Here is a 19,573-nt window from a genome sequence, read left to right as displayed (position 1 = left end):
TATTGAGAGTCCCCTCGCGATGACGCCTCTAGACACCAAGCGCCCGCTGCAGCTCAATGATCAGGGCCAGCTGCGCCACTTCCTCTCGCTCGACGGTTTGCGCCGCGAGCTTCTGACGGAAATCCTCGACACCGCCGACTCGTTCCTTGAAGTCGGCGCCCGGGCGGTGAAGAAAGTCCCGTTGCTGCGCGGCAAGACCGTCTGCAACGTGTTCTTCGAGAACTCTACCCGCACCCGCACCACCTTCGAACTGGCCGCTCAGCGGCTGTCGGCGGACGTGATCACCCTGAACGTGTCCACATCGTCGGCGAGCAAGGGCGAAACCCTGCTGGATACCTTGCGCAACCTGGAGGCCATGGCCGCCGACATGTTTGTCGTGCGTCACGGTGATTCCGGCGCGGCGCACTTCATCGCCGAGCATGTCTGCCCGCAAGTGGCAATCATCAACGGCGGCGACGGCCGTCACGCCCACCCGACCCAGGGCATGCTCGACATGCTGACGATCCGCCGACACAAGGGCGGTTTCGAAAATCTCTCGGTAGCCATCGTCGGCGACATCCTGCACTCGCGGGTTGCGCGCTCGAACATGCTGGCGCTGAAAACCCTGGGTTGCCCGGACATCCGCGTGATCGCGCCGAAAACCCTGCTGCCGATTGGCGTCGAGCAATACGGCGTGAAGGTCTACACCGACATGACCGAAGGGCTCAAGGACGTCGATGTGGTGATCATGCTGCGCCTGCAGCGCGAACGCATGACCGGCGGCCTGCTGCCAAGCGAAGGCGAGTTCTACCGCTTGTTCGGCCTGACCACCGCACGCCTGGCCGGGGCCAAGCCGGATTGCATCGTCATGCACCCGGGGCCGATCAACCGCGGGGTGGAAATCGAGTCAGCGGTGGCCGATGGTCCGCACTCGGTGATTCTCAATCAGGTGACCTACGGGATCGCCATTCGTATGGCCGTGTTGTCGATGGCCATGAGCGGACAGACAGCGCAACGTCAATTCGAACAAGGCCAATTCGAGCAGGAGAACGCCCAGTGAAGCTCAGCATTCTCGGCGCACGCGTGATCGATCCAGTCAGTGGTCTGGATCAAGTGACTGATATCCACGTTGAAGCCTGCAAAATCGTCGCCATTGGCGCCGCGCCTGCCGGTTTCGTCGCGGTCGACACCATCGATGCACAAGGCCTGGTGGCCGCCCCGGGTCTCGTCGACCTGAACGTCGCCCTGCGCGAACCGGGCTATAGCCGCAAAGGTTCGATTGTCAGCGAAACCCGCGCCGCTGCAGCTGGCGGCGTGACCAGCCTGTGCTGCCCTCCGAAAACCAAGCCGGTGCTGGACACCTCGGCAGTCGCCGAACTGATCCTCGACCGCGCTCGTGAGGCTGGCAACGCCAAAGTCTTTCCAATCGGCGCTCTGAGCAAAGGCCTGGAGGGCGAACAGCTTGCGGAGCTCGTGGCACTGCGCGATGCCGGTTGCGTCGCCTTCGGCAACGGCCTGGACAGCTTCCGCAACACCCGCACCCTGTGCCGGGCGCTGGAATACGCGGCAACGTTCGACCTGACGGTGATCTTCAACTCTCAGGACCATGACCTGGCTGAAGGCGGCCTGGCCCATGAAGGCCCGACCGCCAGCTTCCTCGGCTTGCCGGGTATTCCGGAAACAGCAGAGACCGTGGCCCTGGCCCGGGATCTTCTGCTGGTCGAGCAAAGCGGCGTGCGCGCGCACTTCAGCCAGCTCACCAGCGCTCGCGGCGTGGCCCTGATCGCTCAAGCCCAGGCGCGCGGACTGCCGGTGACCGCCGATGTCGCCTTGTACCAGTTGATCCTGACCGATGAAGCGCTGATCGATTTCAGCAGCCTCTATCACGTCCAGCCACCGCTGCGCACACGCGCCGACCGTGATGGCCTGCGTGACGCGGTGAAGTCAGGGGTGATTTCGGCGATTTCCAGCCATCACCAGCCCCACGAGCGAGACGCCAAACTGGCACCGTTCGGCGCCACCGAGCCGGGTATCAGCAGCGTTGAACTGCTGCTGCCGCTGGCGATGACGCTGGTAGAGGATGGTTTGCTGGATCTGCCAACGTTGCTGGCACGCTTGAGCGCCGGACCGGCCGAGGCATTGCGTTTGCCTGCGGGCAAGTTGGTGGTGGGCGGGGCAGCAGACATTGTGCTGTTCGACCCGGCGGCCTCGACCGTTGCGGGCGAGACCTGGCTGTCCAAGGGCGATAACTGCCCGTTCATTGGGCACAGCTTGCCGAGTGTTGTGCGTTACACCCTGGTGGATGGGCGAATCAGCCATCAGGCTTGATACCGGGTTGCCCCAATCGCTAGCAGGCTAGCTCCCACACTGGATCTGTGAACCACACAAATCCTTTGTTAGAGCCAGGGGATCTGTGAACCACACAAACCCCCTGTGGGAGCCTAGGGATCTGTGAGCAACACAAATCCCCTGTTAGAGCCAGGGGATCTGTGAACCACACATATCCCCTGTGGGAGCCAGCCTGCTGGCGATGGCTTACTGGAAAGCGCCTCTGTTCTGCGCATTGCGAATCGACACCTGATCATTCAGCGTCCAGAAGTCATACAAAACCCCCAGGAAGAACAACCCGCCCGTCACCAGGTACAGCAACCCGCTGATCCACTTCCCCTGATACATCCGGTGCACACCGAACACACCCAGGAACGTCAGCAGAATCCACGCCACGTTGTATTCGATTGGCCCAGCGGTGAAACGCAGGTCTGCCTCACGGTCCATGGCTGGAATCAGGAACAAATCGATCAGCCAGCCGATACCCAGCAAACCGAAAGTAAAAAACCAGATCGTCCCGGTCACCGGCTTGCCGTAATAGAAGCGGTGAGCCCCGGTGAAACCCAAAATCCACAGCAGGTATCCGATCACTTTGCTGTGGGTGTCTTGATGTGGAACGGGGTGTTGATAGGTGTTCATGAATGACCTCGAATCACACGATAGATAAATATTCTTTAAATCTTTGTGACTTTTTTACAGGTGGCCGACGTATGGCAAGTGATACCTTCACTCCCGCCAAAGCCTTATAACACCAGACTTCTGTCCGACAATCGCGTCAATTTGCCGCTTATTTGGTTCCGTTGCCCCCAGGTTGAATCGACCAACGGGCCAAAAAAGGACAAAAAAGCTGTTATAAAGTTGCGCGTTCACCTATATGAGCCTTGCCTAATGCGTCCATTTTTCAAGACATGGCTAACCATTTGCCTGTTAATGCCACTGGCCGCCCACGCCACCAATCGTGAGCAACGTCTTCCAAACGTTAATGGTTACACCCCAAAATCCCATGTTTCTGCTCCTTCGAGCAAAAACAAGAAAACCGCCAACCGCGCACCGCAACTGACCAGCAAAAGCAGCCTGGTTCCGCCGATGGCGAGCAAGGAAAGCAGCAATGTGCTGAGCCGTGCCGTCAACGTCCTCGGTACACCTTATCGTTGGGGCGGCAGCAGCCCAAGTAAAGGGTTCGATTGCAGCGGCCTGGTGAAATACGCATTTAACGATGCCACTTTTGACCTGCCACGTACTTCAAACGCCATGGCCAGTGGTCATGGCGAGAAAGTCGATCGCAAGGATCTGAAGCCAGGCGACCTGATTTTCTTCAACATCAAGAGTCGTCGGGTCAATCACGTTGCCATCTACCTGGGCAACGACCGCTTCATCCACGCACCTCGTCGTGGCAAGTCGGTGAGCATCGATACGCTGAACAAGCCGTATTGGGAAAAGCACTACGTGGTTGCCAAGCGGGTTCTGCCGAAAGAGAAAAGCGGTCTTCAGGTGGTTCAGCGCTGATCCGAAGCGGGTATTTGTGGCGAGGGAGTTTACTCCCGCTGGACTGCGCAGCAGGCCTGTTTTTGGGGCCGCTTCGCAGCCCAGCGGGAGTAAACTCCCTCGCCACAGTCCCGAATTCCAATTCTCAGAAATTATCCGGCGACCGCGCTTTCTCCCGCGCATGCTCGCGACTGATCAAGCCCTTGGTCACCAGCTCCTTCAAGCACATATCCAGCGTCTGCATCCCCAGATTCCCGCCGGTCTGAATCGACGAGTACATCTGCGCCACCTTGTCTTCGCGGATCAGGTTACGGATCGCCGATGTCCCCAACATGATTTCATGCGCCGCGATCCGCCCCCCGCCCATCTTCTTGACCAATGTCTGCGACACCACCGCCAGCAATGACTCGGACAGCATGGACCGCACCATCGACTTCTCATCCCCCGGAAAAACGTCCACCACGCGGTCGATGGTTTTCGCCGCCGACGTCGTGTGCAACGTGCCAAAGACCAGGTGACCGGTCTCGGCGGCGGTCAGCGCCAGGCGAATGGTTTCCAGGTCGCGCATTTCGCCCACCAGAATCACATCCGGGTCTTCGCGCAGTGCCGAACGCAGGGCGGTGGCGAAACTGCGGGTATCACGGTGGACTTCACGCTGATTGATCAGGCATTTGCGTGATTCGTGGACGAATTCGATAGGGTCTTCGATGGTGAGGATGTGGTGGTGGCGATGATTGTTCAGGTGATCGATCATTGCCGCCAGGGTCGTGGACTTGCCGGAGCCTGTCGGGCCGGTCACCAGCACCAGGCCACGAGGCGCCTCGGTAATCTTGCGAAACACCTCGCCCATGCCCAGGTCTTCCATGCTCAACACCTTGGAAGGAATGGTCCGGAACACGGCGCCTGCACCGCGATTCTGGTTGAAGGCATTGACCCGGAAGCGTGCTACGCCGGGTGCTTCGAAGGAAAAGTCGGTTTCCAGATGCTTCTCGAAGTCCACGCGCTGGGTGTCGTTCATGATCGCGTAGATCAGCTCCTGCACCTGCTTGTGGTCCAGTGCAGGCAAATTGATGCGCCGCACATCGCCGTCGACGCGAATCATCGGTGGCAACCCGGCAGACAGGTGCAAGTCGGACGCGCCCTGTTTCGCGCTGAAGGCCAGCAGCTCAGTGATATCCATAGCGCTCCTCAATTCCAGTAGAATGCCGCCAAACCACAGACCCTGGCGCCTCTTGAATGTCCACGATAGCAGACAACATCGCTCAGGTTAGTTCACGCATCCACGCTGCTGCACAGGCCGCGCAACGCGATGAGCACAGCGTTCAGCTGCTGGCCGTGAGCAAAACCAAGCCCGCCGAAGCCTTGCGCGAAGCGTATGCCGCCGGGCTCCGCGACTTTGGCGAGAACTACTTGCAGGAAGCCTTGGGCAAACAGCTCGAATTGGCCGACCTGCCCTTGATCTGGCACTTCATCGGCCCCATTCAATCGAACAAGACTCGCGCTATCGCCGAGCACTTCGCCTGGGTGCACTCTGTGGATCGTTTGAAAATCGCACAACGCTTGTCCGAACAACGTCCTGCCGATTTGCCTCCACTCAATATCTGCATTCAGGTCAACGTCAGCGGTGAGGCCAGCAAGTCTGGCTGCACACCGGAAGACCTTCCGGCCCTGGCCAAGGCCATCAGCGAGCTGCCACGGATCACGTTGCGCGGGTTGATGGCGATTCCCGAACCGACTGAAGACCGCACCGCCCAGGACGCAGCTTTTGCGGCCGTGCGGGACCTGAACAAAAGCCTGCAAGACAGCCTGGGCTTGCCGCTCGACACGCTGTCCATGGGCATGAGCCATGACCTCGAGTCCGCCGTTACCATGGGCGCCACCTGGGTTCGCATCGGTACAGCCCTGTTTGGCGCTCGCGACTATAGCCAGCCACAACGTGGTTGATTCCCCTCTATATAAGGACCTGACATGAGCAAGACTCGTATTGCCTTTATCGGTGCCGGAAACATGGCCGCCAGCCTGATCGGCGGCCTGCGTGCCAAAGGTCTGGATGCCACGCAGATCCGCGCCAGCGATCCGGGCGCCGAAACCCGCGCTCGTGTGAACGCCGAGCACGGCATTGAAGTATTCGCGGACAACGCAGACGCCATTCAAGGCGCGGACGTCGTCGTACTGGCGGTCAAGCCCCAGGCGATGAAGGCCGTGTGCGAGGCTATTCGTCCGAGCCTCAAGCCCAATCAACTGGTGGTCTCGATTGCTGCCGGCATCACCTGCGCCAGCATGAACAACTGGCTTGGCGACCAACCAATCGTACGTTGCATGCCCAACACCCCGGCGCTGTTGCGCCAGGGCGTGAGTGGTTTGTTTGCCACCGGGCAAGTCACTGCCGAGCAACGCGAGCAAGCGCAAGAACTGCTCTCTGCCGTCGGCATTGCTCTGTGGCTGAACGAAGAGCAGCAGCTGGACGCGGTAACCGCAGTGTCCGGTTCGGGCCCGGCTTACTTCTTCCTGCTGATAGAAGCCATGACCGCCGCAGGCGTGAAACTCGGCCTGCCAGCTGAGATCGCCGCGCAACTGACCCTGCAGACCGCGCTGGGCGCTGCTCACATGGCTGTCGCCAGCGATGTCGATGCTGCTGAATTGCGTCGTCGCGTCACGTCGCCTGCGGGCACTACCGAAGCCGCCATCAAATCGTTCCAGGCCGGCGGTTTCGAAGCCCTGGTAGAAAAAGCACTTGGCGCCGCTGCGCACCGCTCGGCCGAAATGGCCGAACAACTGGGTCAATAAGGAGCCTTACATGATTGGATTGAACACTGCAGCGGTCTACGTGCTGCAAACCCTCGGCAGTCTGTACCTGCTGATCGTGCTGCTGCGCTTCGTGCTGCAACTGGTGCGTGCGAACTTCTACAACCCGCTCTGCCAATTCACAGTGAAAGCCACCCAGCCGCTGCTCAAGCCGCTGCGCCGGATCATCCCGAGCATGTTCGGGCTGGACATGTCTTCGCTGGTGTTGGCGATCCTGGTGCAACTGGCACTGATGGCCCTGACGCTGCTGCTGACCTACGGCACCACTGGCAACCCGCTGCAACTGGTGATCTGGTCGCTGATTGGCGTCACCGCGCTGTTCCTGAAGATTTTCTTCTTCGCCCTGATCATCAGCGTGATCCTGTCCTGGGTCGCACCTGGCAGCCATAACCCTGGCGCCGAACTGGTCAATCAGATCTGCGAGCCGGCCCTGGCGCCGTTCCGCAAGATCCTGCCGAACCTGGGTGGCCTGGATATCTCGCCGATCCTGGCCTTCATGGTGCTCAAGTTGATCGACATGCTGGTGATCAACAACCTCGCGGCCATGACGATGATGCCGGAAATCCTGCGCCTGCTGATGTAACACGCAGGCTCACCGAGGCATATTCATCGCGAGCAGGCTCACTCCCACATTGGAATGCATTCCAAAGGGGAGTCAGGCTGCTTCCACAGGGGAATACATTCCAATGTGGGAGTGAGCCTGCTCGCGATGGCTGCGCCTCGGTCTGACTGAATGAAATCAGGCCCGCCCTTTGCTTGCCGCTAACCCCACCGGTCTTTAGACTTACGCCTCATTTCAACGAGAGCAGGGTCGATGCCAACTGCCTTTCCCCCCGATTCTGTTGGTCTGGTGACGCCGCAAGTGGCGCACTTCAGCGAAGCCCTGGCCCTGGCCTGCGGCCGTTCGCTCCCGGCTTATGACCTGATCTACGAAACCTACGGCACGCTGAACGCCACGGCGAGCAACGCCGTGCTGATCTGTCACGCCTTGTCTGGCCACCATCACGCCGCCGGCTTCCACAGCCCCGACGACCGTAAACCCGGTTGGTGGGACAGCTGCATCGGCCCCGGAAAGCCGATCGACACCAATAAGTTCTTCGTGGTCAGCCTCAATAACCTTGGCGGTTGCAATGGCTCTACCGGCCCGAGCAGCATCAACCCGGACACCGGGAAACCGTTCGGCGCCGATTTCCCGGTACTGACCGTGGAAGACTGGGTGCACAGCCAGGCACGCCTGGCCGACCGGCTCGGCATCGGCCAATGGGCGGCCGTGATCGGTGGCAGCCTGGGCGGCATGCAGGCGATGCAATGGAGCATCACCTACCCCGAACGCATTCGTCATTGCCTGGCCATCGCCTCGGCTCCAAAGTTGTCAGCGCAGAACATTGCCTTCAACGAGGTAGCCCGCCAGGCGATCCTCACCGACCCCGAGTTCCACGGCGGTTCGTTCCAGGAAGCGGGTGTCATCCCCAAGCGTGGCTTGATGCTCGCGCGCATGGTCGGACACATCACCTACTTATCCGATGACTCCATGGGCGAGAAATTCGGCCGGGGCCTGAAGAGCGAAAAGCTCAACTACGACTTCCACAGCGTCGAGTTCCAGGTCGAAAGCTACCTGCGTTATCAGGGTGAAGAGTTCTCCGGGCGTTTCGACGCCAACACCTACCTGCTGATGACCAAGGCCCTGGACTACTTCGATCCGGCCGCAAACTTTGACGACGACCTGGCAAAAACCTTCGCCAACGCACAGGCCAAGTTCTGCGTGATGTCATTCACCACCGACTGGCGCTTCTCCCCTGCCCGCTCGCGGGAACTGGTGGACGCCCTGATGGCGGCCAAGAAAGACGTGTGCTACCTCGAGATCGACGCTCCGCAAGGCCATGACGCCTTCCTGATTCCGATCCCGCGTTATTTGCAGGCGTTCAGCAACTACATGAATCGAATCAAATTGTGAGAAAGCCATGAGAGCCGATCTGGAAATCATCCAGGAATGGATTCCCGCCGGCAGCCGCGTGCTCGACCTCGGCTGCGGTGATGGCGAATTGCTGACCTGGCTGCGCGACAACAAGCAAGTCACCGGCTATGGCCTGGAAAACGACCCGGACAACATTGCCGAGTGCGTGGCCAAGGGCATCAATGTCATCGAGCAGGACCTGGACAAGGGCCTGGGCAACTTTGCCAGCAACAGCTTCGATATCGTGGTCATGACGCAGGCGCTGCAAGCGGTGCATTACCCGGACCGAATCCTCGACGAAATGCTGCGCGTGGGTCGCCAGTGCATCATCACCTTCCCGAACTTTGGCCACTGGCGCTGCCGCTGGTACCTGGCCAGCAAGGGCCGGATGCCGGTTTCCGACTTCCTGCCGTACACCTGGTACAACACGCCGAACATCCACTTCTGCACCTTCGGTGACTTTGAAGAGCTGTGTCGCGAACGTGAAGCCAAGGTCATTGATCGACTTGCCGTGGATCAACAGCATCGCCACGGGTGGGCCAGTAAGCTATGGCCTAATCTATTAGGTGAAATCGGTATCTACCGCGTCAGCAGCCCGGGGCTGCAAGACCATAAGATCGCGGTCTGAAACACGACATTTCCAGGAGAACGAACATGAGTCGTCTAGCACTGTTTTTACTTACTGCCTGCCTGAGCGTGACTGCCATGGCCGCCGACGTCATCAAGGGCGACCGTCAGGAAACCTTTGGCGACGTGACGGTGCACTACAACACCTTCAACTCCACCTTCCTGACGCCGGACATCGCCAAAGCGGCCGAGCTGGTGCGCAGCAAGAACCAGGGTGTGATCAACGTGTCGGTGATCAAGGACGGCAAGCCGCTCATTGCCCAGGTCAACGGGACGGTCAAAGACCTCACCAGCCAAAGCGTTCCGCTGAAATTCAAGCAGATTACCGAGCAGGGTGCGGTCTACTACATCGCGCAATACCCGGTGGATCAGCAGGAAATTCGCACTTTCGAAATCAAGGTGCAGAACGGCGATAAAATCCACACCATCAATTTCAACCAAGAGCTTTTCCCCGGCGAATGATGAACTTCACGCAACTCGTATTGGCCAGCCACAACGCCGGCAAACTCAAGGAACTCCAGGCCATGCTCGGCGAGTCGGTGCAATTGCGCTCGATTGGCGAGTTCAGCACTGTCGAGCCTGATGAAACCGGGCTGTCGTTCGTCGAGAACGCCATTCTCAAGGCCCGCAATGCCGCGCGCATCTCCGGTCTGCCGTCGCTGGCCGATGATTCGGGCCTGGCGGTGGATTTCCTTGGCGGTGCGCCGGGTATCTATTCGGCGCGTTACGCTGACGGACAGGGCGATGCGGCGAACAACGCCAAGCTGCTCGACGCCATGAAAGACGTGCCTGACGCCGAACGCGGTGCGCAATTCGTCTGCGTGCTGGCGTTGGTGCGTCATGCGGATGATCCGCTGCCGATCCTCTGCGAAGGCCTGTGGCATGGCCGTATCCTGCGCGCCGCCAGCGGTGCGCACGGGTTTGGCTATGACCCGCTGTTCTGGGTGCCATCGCGTGATTGCTCCAGCGCCGAGCTGAGCCCGAGCGAAAAGAACCTCATCAGCCACCGCGCCCGTGCAATGGATCTGCTGCGCCAGCGTCTAGGCCTGATATGACCCATGAATCATCCGCGTCGCCGCTGATCTTCGGCGGCGCCGCGCAATCGCCTCGGGCCGCACTCCCCGTGCTGCCGCCCCTGGCGCTGTACATCCACATCCCGTGGTGTGTGCGCAAATGCCCTTACTGCGACTTCAACTCCCACACCGCGAGCCCAGTGCTGCCGGAGCAGGAATACGTCGACGCACTGCTGGCCGACCTCGATCAGGACCTGCACGCCGTCTATGGCCGTGAACTGAGTTCGATCTTCTTCGGTGGCGGCACGCCGAGCCTGTTCAGCGCCGAGGCGTTGGGCCGTTTGCTTGAAGGTGTCGAGCAACGGATTCCGTTTGCCAGCGACATCGAAATAACCCTGGAAGCCAACCCGGGCACGTTCGAGCAGGACAAATTCGTGGCGTATCGGGCTCTCGGTATCAATCGCCTGTCGATCGGCATCCAAAGTTTTCAGGAAGAAAAACTCAAGGCTCTGGGGCGGATTCACAACGGTGATGAAGCGGTACGAGCCGCTGGCATGGCGCGTCAGGCCGGGTTCGACAACTTCAACCTGGACTTGATGCACGGGCTCCCCGATCAGTCCCTGGACGATGCGCTGGCCGACCTGCGTACCGCCATTGCCTTGAAACCCACTCACCTGTCCTGGTATCAGCTGACCTTGGAACCCAATACGGTGTTCTGGAACCAGCCGCCGACGCTGCCGGAAGACGACACGTTGTGGGACATCCAGGAAGCCGGTCAGGCACTGTTGGCCGAGCACGGTTACGCGCAATACGAAGTCTCGGCCTATGCGCAACCCGGCCGTGCAGCGCGGCATAACCTCAATTACTGGAGTTTTGGCGACTTCATCGGCATCGGTGCCGGCGCCCATGGCAAGCTCAGCCATCCGGACGGTCGCATCGTTCGTACCTGGAAGACCCGCTTGCCGAAGGACTACCTCAACCCGGCCAAAAGCTTCAAGGCAGGGGAAAAAGCGCTGACCAATGACGAGCTGCCATTCGAGTTCCTGATGAATGCCTTGCGCCTGACCGAGGGCGTGGAATCGCGGCTGTATCCGGAACGTACGGGTTTGTCCGTGGAAAGCCTTGCCGAAGGCCGGCTCGAGGCAGAACAAAGTGGCTTGTTGCAGGTCGAACCGTCACGCCTGGCGGCCACCGAGCGCGGCCAGCTATTTCTCAATGACCTGCTGCAGAAATTTCTGAGCTGATTTCAGACTTAAGGGACAACGAATGGATTTGATACTCGACCTGCTTGCCACGGTGTCTCGCTGGAGCCGTAGCAACCTCTCGGAAATCGCCCTGGCGCTGGTGGGCTGTTTGCTGGTGTTGTTCGGTGCGGATTTCAAAGGCTGGGTTGAACAACGCCTGGGCAGCGTCGCCGGCGCCCTGCGCGTGCCGATGATGGCGTTGCTGTGCATGGTCGGCAGCGGCGCGGCATTGATCTACGCCACGCCGTGGATCGTCAAAGGCCTGAGCCAGTTCAACAACTACAGCCTGGCACCGGTGTTGGTGGTGGTGTTGGTGCTTATCGGTGTGGTCGCCGACCGACGCTGATTCCCAACATCGCAAGACACTGTAGGAGCGAGCTTGCTCGCGATGATCGTTAACGAAAACGCGGGGCATCTGGAGCCCCGCGTTGTTTTTATGTTTTTCGCGAGCAAGCTCGCTCCTACGATTGTTTTTCGAACTTCAAATCCCAAACGCCATGCCCAAGGCGTTCGCCGCGGCGTTCGAACTTGGTGATCGGGCGCTCGGTCGGACGCGGGACGCATTTGCCGTCTTCTGCCAGGTTGCGATAACCCGGTGCAACGTTCATCACTTCCAGCATGTACTCGGCGTACGGTTCCCAATCCGTGGCCATGTGCAGCACACCGCCAACCTTCAACTTGCTGCGTACCAGTTCGGCGAAAGACGCCTGAACGATACGACGCTTATGGTGACGGCTCTTGTGCCACGGGTCCGGGAAAAACAGCATCAGGCGATCGAGGCTGTTGTCCGCCACGCACTGGGTGAGTACTTCGATCGCATCGCAATCGTAGACCCGCAGGTTGGTCAGTCCCTGAGTCAGGACGCCATTGAGCAGCGCACCGACACCCGGACGGTGAACCTCCACGCCAATGAAATCCTGTTCCGGCGAGGCTGCGGCCATTTCCAGCAGCGAATGGCCCATGCCGAAACCGATTTCCAGCGAGCGTGGTGCAGAGCGCCCAAACACCTGATCGAAGTCCACCGGGGCATCGGCCAGCGGCAGCACGAACAGCGGTGTGCCTTGCTCCAGACCTTTCTGCTGGCCTTCAGTCATGCGACCGGCGCGCATCACGAAACTCTTGATGCGGCGGTGTTGGCGCTCGTCGCCTTCTTCCGGCTGGATAGGCGTGTCGTTCGATTCAGTCATCAATGGCTCTTACTTGATCAGACCATCCAGCGGCGAAGAGGCGCTGGCATAGAGTTTTTTCGGCATGCGACCAGCGAGGTAGGCCAGACGGCCCGCGACGATGGCGTGTTTCATGGCTTCAGCCATCATGATCGGCTGCTGGGCATGGGCGATGGCCGAGTTCATCAGCACCGCTTCACAACCCAGTTCCATGGCGATGGTGGCGTCCGAGGCGGTACCCACACCCGCATCCACCAACACGGGAATCCTGGCTTCTTCGAGGATGATCTGCAGGTTGTACGGGTTGCAGATTCCCAGGCCCGTGCCGATCAGGCCGGCCAGCGGCATGACCGCGATAACGCCGATTTCCGCCAGTTGACGGGCAATGATCGGGTCATCGCTGGTGTAGACCATCACGTCGAAGCCTTCCTTGACCAGCACTTCGGCGGCCTTGAGGGTTTCGATCACGTTGGGGAACAGGGTTTTCTGGTCCGCCAGCACTTCCAGTTTCACCAGGTTGTGCCCGCCGAGCAGCTCACGGGCCAGGCGGCAAGTGCGCACAGCCTCGGTAGCGTCGAAGCAACCGGCAGTATTAGGCAGGAAGGTGTAGCGATCCGGCGAAAGGACTTCGAGCAGGTTCGGTTCACCCGGATTCTGGCCAAGGTTGGTGCGACGCACGGCGAAGGTGACGATTTCGGCACCCGAGGCCTCGATGGCCAGACGGGTTTCTTCCATGTCGCGGTACTTACCGGTGCCTACCAGCAAACGCGACTGGTAAGTACGACCGGCCAGGACGAAGGGCTTGTCGCTACGAACGTTGCTCATGGGAAATCCTCTGTTGGGGTGAGGTTCTTGCGAAATTCTGTGCCCTTGCGGACCCGGTGACTAGCCGCCGCCGATGGCGTGTACCACTTCGACTGAATCGCCGTCGTTGAGCGTGGTCTGTTCATGCTGGCTGCGCGGGACGATGTCCAGATTGAGTTCGACCGCCACCCGGCGTCCGGTCAATTCCAGACGGGTCAGCAGGGCCGCAACGGTTTCACCGTCGGGCAGGTCAAGGGATTCGCCGTTCAACTGAATGCGCATACTGAATGCCGCCATCATTTTTAGGGGCAGGCATTCTAGCCCGATCAGACTTGGCGACCCAAGCCATTCGTCTTGAAATGCTCCCCCCTGTTGGACCTACCGCTGACTGCGATCTTTTGATCCTGTTCTTTAAAGATCGGAAGATCGTCCGAGTGCGGCCCGAGCCTGCGGTGGCTCCTGCGGGTCCGGTTCAGGCTCATTGGCAATGTCCCGGATCAGCTCAACCTCCAGGCAGCGAGCCCGAGGCAGAACCAGCCGACCAGGAAGGCCAGGCCACCAAACGGCGTGATGATTCCTAGCTTGCTGACGCCCGTCATGGTCAACAGGTACAGGCTGCCGGAAAACAGCAGAATGCCGATGCAGAACGAGGCGCCTGCCCAGGTGATCAAGCGACCTGGAATCTGTGTGGCCAGCAAAGCCACGCCCAGCAACGCCAAGGTGTGCACCAGTTGATAGGTGACACCGGTGTGGAAAATCGCCAGGTACTCGGGCGTCAGCCGGTTTTTCAGGCCATGGGCCGCAAACGCCCCCAGGGCGACACCGGTGAAGCCGAAAAAAGCGGCCAGCATCAGAAAGCCACGCAGCATGAAGAACTCCAGTCATTCTCGATCAACAGGGTCTGTATAATGGCCCGCTCAATGGGTTCGGCCAAGCCATCTCTATGCTGCGTTTATTTCTACGACGATTTACCAAGGCCGTACTCTGGTTCGCGGGCGGCAGCGTATTGCTGGTGCTGATCTTTCGCGTCGTGCCGCCCCCCGGAACGGCTTTGATGGTCGAGCGCAAGGTCGAATCCTGGTTCGACGGCGAACCCATCGACCTGCAGCGCACCTGGAAACCCTGGGATGAAATCTCCGATGACCTGAAAGTGGCGGTCATTGCCGGTGAAGACCAGAAATTCCCGGAACACTGGGGGTTTGATTTTGGCGCGATCCAGAAAGCCCTTGCCCATAACGAGCTTGGCGGGTCTATTCGCGGTGCCAGCACCTTGAGTCAGCAGGTGTCGAAAAATCTGTTCCTGTGGTCTGGCCGCAGCTGGCTGCGTAAAGGGCTCGAAGCCTGGTTTACCGGCTTGATCGAAGTGCTCTGGCCCAAGCAGCGGATTCTTGAGGTTTACCTGAACAGCGTCGAATGGGATGAGGGCGTGTTTGGTGCGGAAGCCGCAGCCAGGCATCATTTTGGCGTCAGCGCCAAAGGCCTCAGCCGCCAGCAATCTAGCTTGCTGGCTGCCGTGTTGCCAAATCCTCGGGTGTGGAGCGCGAGCCATCCAACTAACTATGTTGCGCGGCGGGCAGGCTGGATTCGGCAGCAGATGAGCCAGCTGGGGGGCGATAGCTACCTGGTGGGGCTGAACGATTCCCGTCGGGCGCCTTGGGCGCAGTAACACGCCAGCTTTCCCCTGTAGGAGCGAGCTTGCTCGCGATGGTCGTGAACGAAAACCCGTAAACCCAGAAACCCAGCGGCGCCCTTTGGTTTTTCGCGAGCGAGCTCGCTCCTACAGGGATCAGGGCTTGAGCAGGTAAAAAAACGCCCCGATCAATGATCGGGGCGTTTTTTATTGCCGGTTCGCCGGTTAGGCAGCAATCGACAATTTGAGCTTGTTCATCGCGCTTTTCTCAAGCTGACGAATACGCTCGGCCGACACGTTGTACTTCTGCGCGAGGTCGTGCAGCGTGGCTTTCTCTTCAGCCAACCAGCGCTGATAGAGGATGTCACGGCTACGGTCGTCCAGCACTTCCAGCGCTTCGTGCAGGTTATGGTTGGAGTTGTCGCTCCAGTCGGCATCTTCCAGTTGACGAGCCGGATCGTACCGGTGGTCTTCCAGGTAGTTGGCCGGCGATTGGAAAGCACTGTCGTCGTCCGCTTCCGCCGCCGGGTCGAATGCCATGTCGTGGCCGGTCAGGCGACTTTCCATCTCACGCACTTCCCGCGGCTCTACGCCAAGGCTTTCCGCCACACGGTGGACTTCCTCGTTGTTCAGCCAGGCCAGACGCTTCTTCTGGCTGCGCAGGTTGAAGAACAGCTTGCGCTGAGCCTTGGTGGTCGCCACTTTCACAATGCGCCAGTTGCGCAGGATGAACTCGTGGATTTCCGCCTTGATCCAGTGCACGGCAAAGGACACCAGGCGCACGCCCATTTCCGGGTTGAAGCGCTTCACGGCTTTCATCAAGCCGACGTTGCCTTCCTGGATCAGGTCAGCCTGAGCCAGACCGTAGCCGGAATAGCTACGGGCGATATGCACAACAAAACGCAGGTGGGCGAGCACCATCTGCCGAGCCGCCCCCAAATCCTGCTCATAATAGAGACTCTCGGCCAGTTCACGCTCCTGCTCCGGCGTCAGCAATGGAATGCTGTTCACCGTGTGCACATAGGCTTCCAGGTTCGCGCCTGGGACTAGAGCATATGCAGGTTGCAAAGAATTGGTCATACGAAAAAACCTCCGACTTACAAACTCGTGCAGTTCAGCACTGCGAAAATTGACCGGAAACCGAAGAACAAGTTCCCATAAACGCTGAAAGGTCAATACGAGCAAAATGATATTACTTCGGCGCAAGCTCCCGCAGGTGGCGTGCGACTGCAATCCATGCACCGATATACCCCAACAGCACAGCGCCAAGCAAGAGAGACAGACCGTCGGCTACTGGCACTCCCGCCAGCGCAAAATTACTGCCGTACAAACCGGCCAGACCGACGACGGCATCGTTCAGCCAGTCCAGGCCGAACGCCAGAACGCCCCATGAAAAAATCCCCGCACCGAAGCCATACAACGCACCCATATACAGAAAAGGCCTGCGCACATAACTGTCAGTGCCGCCGACGAGTTTAATCACTTCTATCTCTGTGCGGCGGTTTTCAATATGAAGACGAATGGTATTGCCTATCACCAAAAGTAATGCAGAAACCAGAAGCACGGTCAGGCCGAAGACAAATCGGTCACCCAGCTTGAGAATCGCCGCCAAACGTTCGACCCAGACTAGATCAAGTTGCGCCTGCTGTACCTTCGGCAACTCGGAAAGTTTTTGTCTCAATGCTTCAAGCGCGGGCTTGTCGACTTCGTTGGGCGTCACCAGAACCACGCCCGGCAAGGGGTTTTCCGGTAGCTCCTTGAGCGCGTCACCCAGACCGGACTGCTGCTGGAACTCTTCCAGCGCCTGATCACGGCCAACGTATTCGGCCTCCGCGACACCGGGCATGCCCTTGATCTGCTCGCGCAGCGCTTCACCCTCGGTCGGGCTGGCGTCGAGTTGCAGGTACAGGGAAATCTGCGCTGCACGCTGCCAGGACCCGCCCAGCCGCTCCACGTTGTTTAGCAAAAGTGACAGGCCCATGGGCAAGCTGAGGGCAACCGCCATCACCATGCACGTAAAGAAGCTGCCGATCGGTTGCTTGCCCAATCGACGCAAGCTGTCCAGCAAGCTGGCACGGTGGCTCTCGACCCAGGCACGAAACAATGTCGCGAAATCCGGACCATCATCATCGTTACGTTTTTTCTTCTGCGGCTGCGGGTCGGCGGCCTTCGGGGCAACGCGCTCGGAAACCTTGGGGGTGCGTGTCGCACTCATACGCCGGCCTCCCCGTCGCCGATCAACCGGCCACGCTGCAGGGTCAGCATGCGATGACGCATGCGGGCGATCAGTGCCAGGTCGTGACTGGCGATCAACACGCTGGTACCCAGGCGGTTGATGTCTTCGAACACGCCCATAATCTCGGCCGCCAGACGCGGGTCGAGGTTACCGGTGGGTTCGTCCGCCAGCAGCAAGGCCGGACGGTGAACAATGGCCCGGGCGATGCCCACCCGCTGCTGTTGGCCGGTAGACAGGTCACCCGGATACAGGTCGGTCTTGTCCGACAGCGCCACGCGCTCCAGAGCCGAATCCACACGCTTGACGATCTCGGCCTTGGACAGGCCCAGGATCTGCAATGGCAACGCGACGTTGTTGAACACCGTGCGATCGAACAGCAACTGGTGATTCTGGAACACCACCCCAATCTGCCGCCGCAGGAATGGAATCTGCGCATTGCTGATGGTGGCCAGATCTTGCCCGGCCAGCAGCAATTTACCTGTGGTCGGACGCTCCATGGCCAGCAACAGGCGCAACAGCGTGCTTTTACCGGCGCCGGAATGCCCGGTTACAAACAAGAATTCACCCCGACGAACTCGAAAGCTCAGCTCATGCAAGCCGACGTGACCGTTCGGGTAGCGCTTACCGACCTGTTCGAAACGAATCATGAACGCTCCCGCTCGGCAAACAGTGCCTGGACAAAGGGTTCTGCTTCAAAAGTACGCAAATCGTCGATGCCTTCACCGACGCCGATGTAGCGAATCGGTAAACCAAACTGCTTGGCCAGGGCAAAAATCACCCCGCCTTTGGCGGTGCCATCGAGTTTGGTCAGTGCCAGACCGGTCAATTCAACGGTCTGGTTGAACTGTTTAGCCTGGCTGATCGCGTTCTGACCCGTGCCCGCGTCGAGGACCAACAGCACCTCGTGGGGCGCGTCAGCGTCGAGCTTGCTGATCACCCGACGAACCTTTTTCAGCTCTTCCATCAGATTGTCTTTGGTGTGCAGACGACCGGCGGTATCCGCGATCAGCACGTCGATGCCACGAGCCTTGGCGGCCTGCACGGCATCGAAGATAACCGAAGCGGAATCGGCACCGGTGTGCTGGGCGATGACCGGAATCTTGTTGCGCTCACCCCAGACCTGCAACTGCTCGACCGCCGCCGCACGGAAGGTGTCGCCTGCGGCGAGCATGACTTTCTTGCCTTCCAGCTGCAGTTTCTTGGCGAGTTTGCCGATGGTGGTGGTCTTGCCGGCGCCATTGACGCCGACAACCAGAATCACGAACGGCTTATTCTGCGAGGCAATTTTCAGCGGCTGTTCGACAGGCTTCAGCATTGCAGCCAGTTCAGCCTGAAGGGATTTGTACAGCGCATCGGCATCAGCCAGTTCTTTGCGCGCAACCTTTTGGGTCAGGCGCTGGATGATCACCGAGGTGGCTTCCACGCCGACATCAGCGGTCAGCAAACGGGTTTCGATGTCTTCGAGCAACTCGTCATCGATGATTTTCTTGCCCAGGAACAGGCTGGCCATCCCCTCGCCGATACTGGCGCTGGTCTTCGACAGGCCTTGCTTGAGGCGGGCGAAGAAACCGGCTTTGGTTTCTTCAGTGCGCGCAGGTTCAGCTGGGGCTTCGACCGGTACGACAGGCACTTCAACAGCAGGAGCAGGAACCGGAGCAACGATCGGCGCAGGCTCAGGCGCTTGAACCACCGGAGCGGCGGGCGCAACGAACGCAGGGATGACAGGTTCCGGGGCAACAGGCGCAGGCTCGGCCACAACCAAAACAGGCTCGACGATTGGCTCAATCACTGGCGCCTGGACAGGCTCAGGCGTAAATGAAGTTGGCGCAGGGATCGGTGGCGTCACGTGCGGCGCCACATCATCCTCGACCAGCGCCACCGGCTCTTCCGCCACTGGCAGCGTCAGCCACGGCTCGGCAGCTGGCTTCGATGGCTGAGCCACCACTTCCGGCTCAGCCTCAACCACTGGCTGAAGTACCGGCTCGGCTATCGGCAGGAAAATCGGCGCGGGCTCTTCTTCTATTAAAGGCGCAGGCGTTGGCTCAGGAGTGGGCTGTGGCTGTTCGACGACGGGTTCCTGCGGCTTTTTGCGCAGCCATCCGAACAGGCTTTTCTTCTCACCAGCCGCAGCTGGGGTCTTCTTGTCGTCGTTGGAACCAAACATGGAGGACGGCTATCTCACGGTAGCGACGCGCCTAAGGGCGCCCCGGCAAATAAATATTCGATGCAGAACAGACTGCGATTGATCCAGCTTGTTCACGCGCAACATTTTGTCGAGGTGCCAACGGCACCTCAAAGGTCG

Annotated in this window: 23 protein-coding genes and 1 pseudogene; 14 read left to right on the top strand and 10 right to left on the bottom strand. The window is 59.6% G+C overall.

The window, feature by feature from the left end; translation table 11 throughout:
• Positions 1 to 19 precede the first annotated feature (19 nt).
• Both GBC55_RS18350 and GBC55_RS18345 read left to right on the top strand, forming a co-directional pair.
• Positions 20 to 1,039: an aspartate carbamoyltransferase catalytic subunit gene (locus GBC55_RS18350; RefSeq protein ID WP_162439351.1), complete on the top strand. Its 1,020-nt coding sequence runs from the start codon at positions 20 to 22 to the stop codon at positions 1,037 to 1,039.
• Entirely contained in the window at positions 1,036 to 2,307 is a 1,272-nt protein-coding gene (locus GBC55_RS18345) for a dihydroorotase (protein ID WP_162439352.1), read from the top strand. The genes GBC55_RS18350 and GBC55_RS18345 overlap by 4 nt, the downstream gene beginning before the upstream one ends.
• A 207-nt stretch (positions 2,308 to 2,514) precedes the next feature.
• Here GBC55_RS18345 and GBC55_RS18340 read toward each other — a convergent pair whose 3' ends face one another.
• Positions 2,515 to 2,946: a TM2 domain-containing protein gene (locus GBC55_RS18340; RefSeq protein ID WP_150798559.1), complete on the bottom strand. Its 432-nt coding sequence runs from the start codon at positions 2,944 to 2,946 to the stop codon at positions 2,515 to 2,517.
• 249 nt (positions 2,947 to 3,195) lie between these two features.
• Between GBC55_RS18340 and GBC55_RS18335 the strand changes: the two genes are divergently transcribed.
• Positions 3,196 to 3,813, top strand: a complete 618-nt coding sequence (locus tag GBC55_RS18335) for a C40 family peptidase (RefSeq protein WP_162439353.1) — start codon at positions 3,196 to 3,198, stop codon at positions 3,811 to 3,813.
• 124 nt (positions 3,814 to 3,937) lie between these two features.
• Here GBC55_RS18335 and GBC55_RS18330 read toward each other — a convergent pair whose 3' ends face one another.
• Positions 3,938 to 4,972 carry a type IV pilus twitching motility protein PilT gene (locus tag GBC55_RS18330; protein WP_162439354.1) on the bottom strand — a complete coding sequence of 345 codons (1,035 nt, stop codon included), beginning with the start codon at positions 4,970 to 4,972 and terminating at the stop codon, positions 3,938 to 3,940.
• Positions 4,973 to 5,028: 56 nt separating this feature from the next.
• On the opposite strand from GBC55_RS18330, the gene GBC55_RS18325 reads away from it, so the two are divergent.
• From GBC55_RS18325 to GBC55_RS18280, 10 genes and pseudogenes are all read left to right on the top strand, one after another.
• Complete coding sequence (locus GBC55_RS18325; RefSeq protein WP_162439355.1) at positions 5,029 to 5,736, top strand: YggS family pyridoxal phosphate-dependent enzyme; 708 nt, start codon at positions 5,029 to 5,031, stop codon at positions 5,734 to 5,736.
• 24 nt (positions 5,737 to 5,760) lie between these two features.
• A complete protein-coding gene (gene proC, locus GBC55_RS18320; RefSeq protein ID WP_162439356.1) occupies positions 5,761 to 6,579 on the top strand; it encodes a pyrroline-5-carboxylate reductase in 819 nt (272 codons plus the stop codon).
• 10 nt (positions 6,580 to 6,589) lie between these two features.
• Positions 6,590 to 7,180 (top strand): YggT family protein, encoded by a 591-nt coding sequence (locus GBC55_RS18315; protein WP_162439357.1) that lies wholly within the window; start codon positions 6,590 to 6,592, stop codon positions 7,178 to 7,180.
• A 231-nt stretch (positions 7,181 to 7,411) separates the two neighbouring features.
• Positions 7,412 to 8,551, top strand: coding sequence for a homoserine O-acetyltransferase (locus GBC55_RS18310; protein WP_162439358.1), 1,140 nt, complete (start codon positions 7,412 to 7,414; stop codon positions 8,549 to 8,551).
• Between the two features lie 7 nt (positions 8,552 to 8,558).
• Positions 8,559 to 9,179, top strand: a complete 621-nt coding sequence (gene metW, locus GBC55_RS18305; protein ID WP_045059822.1) for a methionine biosynthesis protein MetW — start codon at positions 8,559 to 8,561, stop codon at positions 9,177 to 9,179.
• Positions 9,180 to 9,205: 26 nt separating this feature from the next.
• Entirely contained in the window at positions 9,206 to 9,640 is a 435-nt protein-coding gene (locus tag GBC55_RS18300; protein ID WP_162439359.1) for a DUF4426 domain-containing protein, read from the top strand.
• Positions 9,637 to 10,233, top strand: a complete 597-nt coding sequence (gene rdgB, locus GBC55_RS18295; protein WP_162439360.1) for an RdgB/HAM1 family non-canonical purine NTP pyrophosphatase — start codon at positions 9,637 to 9,639, stop codon at positions 10,231 to 10,233. Before GBC55_RS18300 ends, rdgB begins: the two co-directional genes overlap by 4 nt.
• The gene (gene hemW / locus GBC55_RS18290) at positions 10,230 to 11,435 is read left to right on the top strand and encodes a radical SAM family heme chaperone HemW (RefSeq protein ID WP_235992758.1); all 1,206 of its coding nucleotides are present in this window, start codon (positions 10,230 to 10,232) and stop codon (positions 11,433 to 11,435) included. Before rdgB ends, hemW begins: the two co-directional genes overlap by 4 nt.
• 22 nt (positions 11,436 to 11,457) lie before the next feature.
• The gene (locus GBC55_RS18285; RefSeq protein WP_162439361.1) at positions 11,458 to 11,781 is read left to right on the top strand and encodes a DUF3392 domain-containing protein; all 324 of its coding nucleotides are present in this window, start codon (positions 11,458 to 11,460) and stop codon (positions 11,779 to 11,781) included.
• 42 nt (positions 11,782 to 11,823) lie between these two features.
• A pseudogene (locus tag GBC55_RS18280) lies at positions 11,824 to 11,904 on the top strand (outer membrane lipoprotein carrier protein LolA); the annotation flags it as partial.
• On the opposite strand, the gene trmB reads toward GBC55_RS18280, so the two are convergent.
• From trmB to GBC55_RS18260, 4 genes are all read right to left on the bottom strand, one after another.
• Positions 11,897 to 12,622: a tRNA (guanosine(46)-N7)-methyltransferase TrmB gene (trmB, locus tag GBC55_RS18275; RefSeq protein ID WP_162439362.1), complete on the bottom strand. Its 726-nt coding sequence runs from the start codon at positions 12,620 to 12,622 to the stop codon at positions 11,897 to 11,899. The pseudogene GBC55_RS18280 and the gene trmB overlap by 8 nt on opposite strands.
• Before the next feature lie 9 nt (positions 12,623 to 12,631).
• Positions 12,632 to 13,426, bottom strand: coding sequence for a thiazole synthase (locus GBC55_RS18270; protein WP_162439363.1), 795 nt, complete (start codon positions 13,424 to 13,426; stop codon positions 12,632 to 12,634).
• Between the two features lie 60 nt (positions 13,427 to 13,486).
• Positions 13,487 to 13,687 (bottom strand): sulfur carrier protein ThiS, encoded by a 201-nt coding sequence (gene thiS / locus GBC55_RS18265; protein ID WP_162439364.1) that lies wholly within the window; start codon positions 13,685 to 13,687, stop codon positions 13,487 to 13,489.
• A gap of 215 nt (positions 13,688 to 13,902) precedes the next feature.
• Positions 13,903 to 14,274, bottom strand: coding sequence for a DUF423 domain-containing protein (locus tag GBC55_RS18260; RefSeq protein WP_162439365.1), 372 nt, complete (start codon positions 14,272 to 14,274; stop codon positions 13,903 to 13,905).
• Between the two features lie 74 nt (positions 14,275 to 14,348).
• Here GBC55_RS18260 and mtgA point away from each other — a divergent pair, with 74 nt between their 5' ends.
• Positions 14,349 to 15,071, top strand: coding sequence for a monofunctional biosynthetic peptidoglycan transglycosylase (mtgA, locus tag GBC55_RS18255; protein WP_162439366.1), 723 nt, complete (start codon positions 14,349 to 14,351; stop codon positions 15,069 to 15,071).
• A gap of 189 nt (positions 15,072 to 15,260) precedes the next feature.
• On the opposite strand, the gene rpoH is transcribed toward mtgA, so the two are convergent.
• The 4 genes from rpoH to ftsY all read right to left on the bottom strand — a co-directional run bounded on the left by rpoH (position 15,261) and on the right by ftsY (position 19,435).
• On the bottom strand, positions 15,261 to 16,115 hold the full coding sequence (rpoH, locus tag GBC55_RS18250; protein ID WP_007897890.1) for an RNA polymerase sigma factor RpoH: 855 nt from the start codon (positions 16,113 to 16,115) through the stop codon (positions 15,261 to 15,263).
• Between the two features lie 112 nt (positions 16,116 to 16,227).
• Complete coding sequence (gene ftsX / locus GBC55_RS18245; protein WP_162439367.1) at positions 16,228 to 17,250, bottom strand: permease-like cell division protein FtsX; 1,023 nt, start codon at positions 17,248 to 17,250, stop codon at positions 16,228 to 16,230.
• Positions 17,247 to 17,918 carry a cell division ATP-binding protein FtsE gene (ftsE, locus tag GBC55_RS18240; RefSeq protein ID WP_095164552.1) on the bottom strand — a complete coding sequence of 224 codons (672 nt, stop codon included), beginning with the start codon at positions 17,916 to 17,918 and terminating at the stop codon, positions 17,247 to 17,249. The genes ftsX and ftsE overlap by 4 nt, the downstream gene beginning before the upstream one ends.
• Entirely contained in the window at positions 17,915 to 19,435 is a 1,521-nt protein-coding gene (gene ftsY, locus GBC55_RS18235) for a signal recognition particle-docking protein FtsY (protein ID WP_162439368.1), read from the bottom strand. Before ftsY ends, ftsE begins: the two co-directional genes overlap by 4 nt.
• Positions 19,436 to 19,573: the final 138 nt, after the last annotated feature.

The sequence above is a fragment of the Pseudomonas sp. TNT3 genome (assembly GCF_010095445.2).
GTDB lineage: Bacteria > Pseudomonadota > Gammaproteobacteria > Pseudomonadales > Pseudomonadaceae > Aquipseudomonas.
Note: the sequence above shows the minus strand (reverse complement) of the source record. Positions and strands in the feature narration are given on the sequence as shown.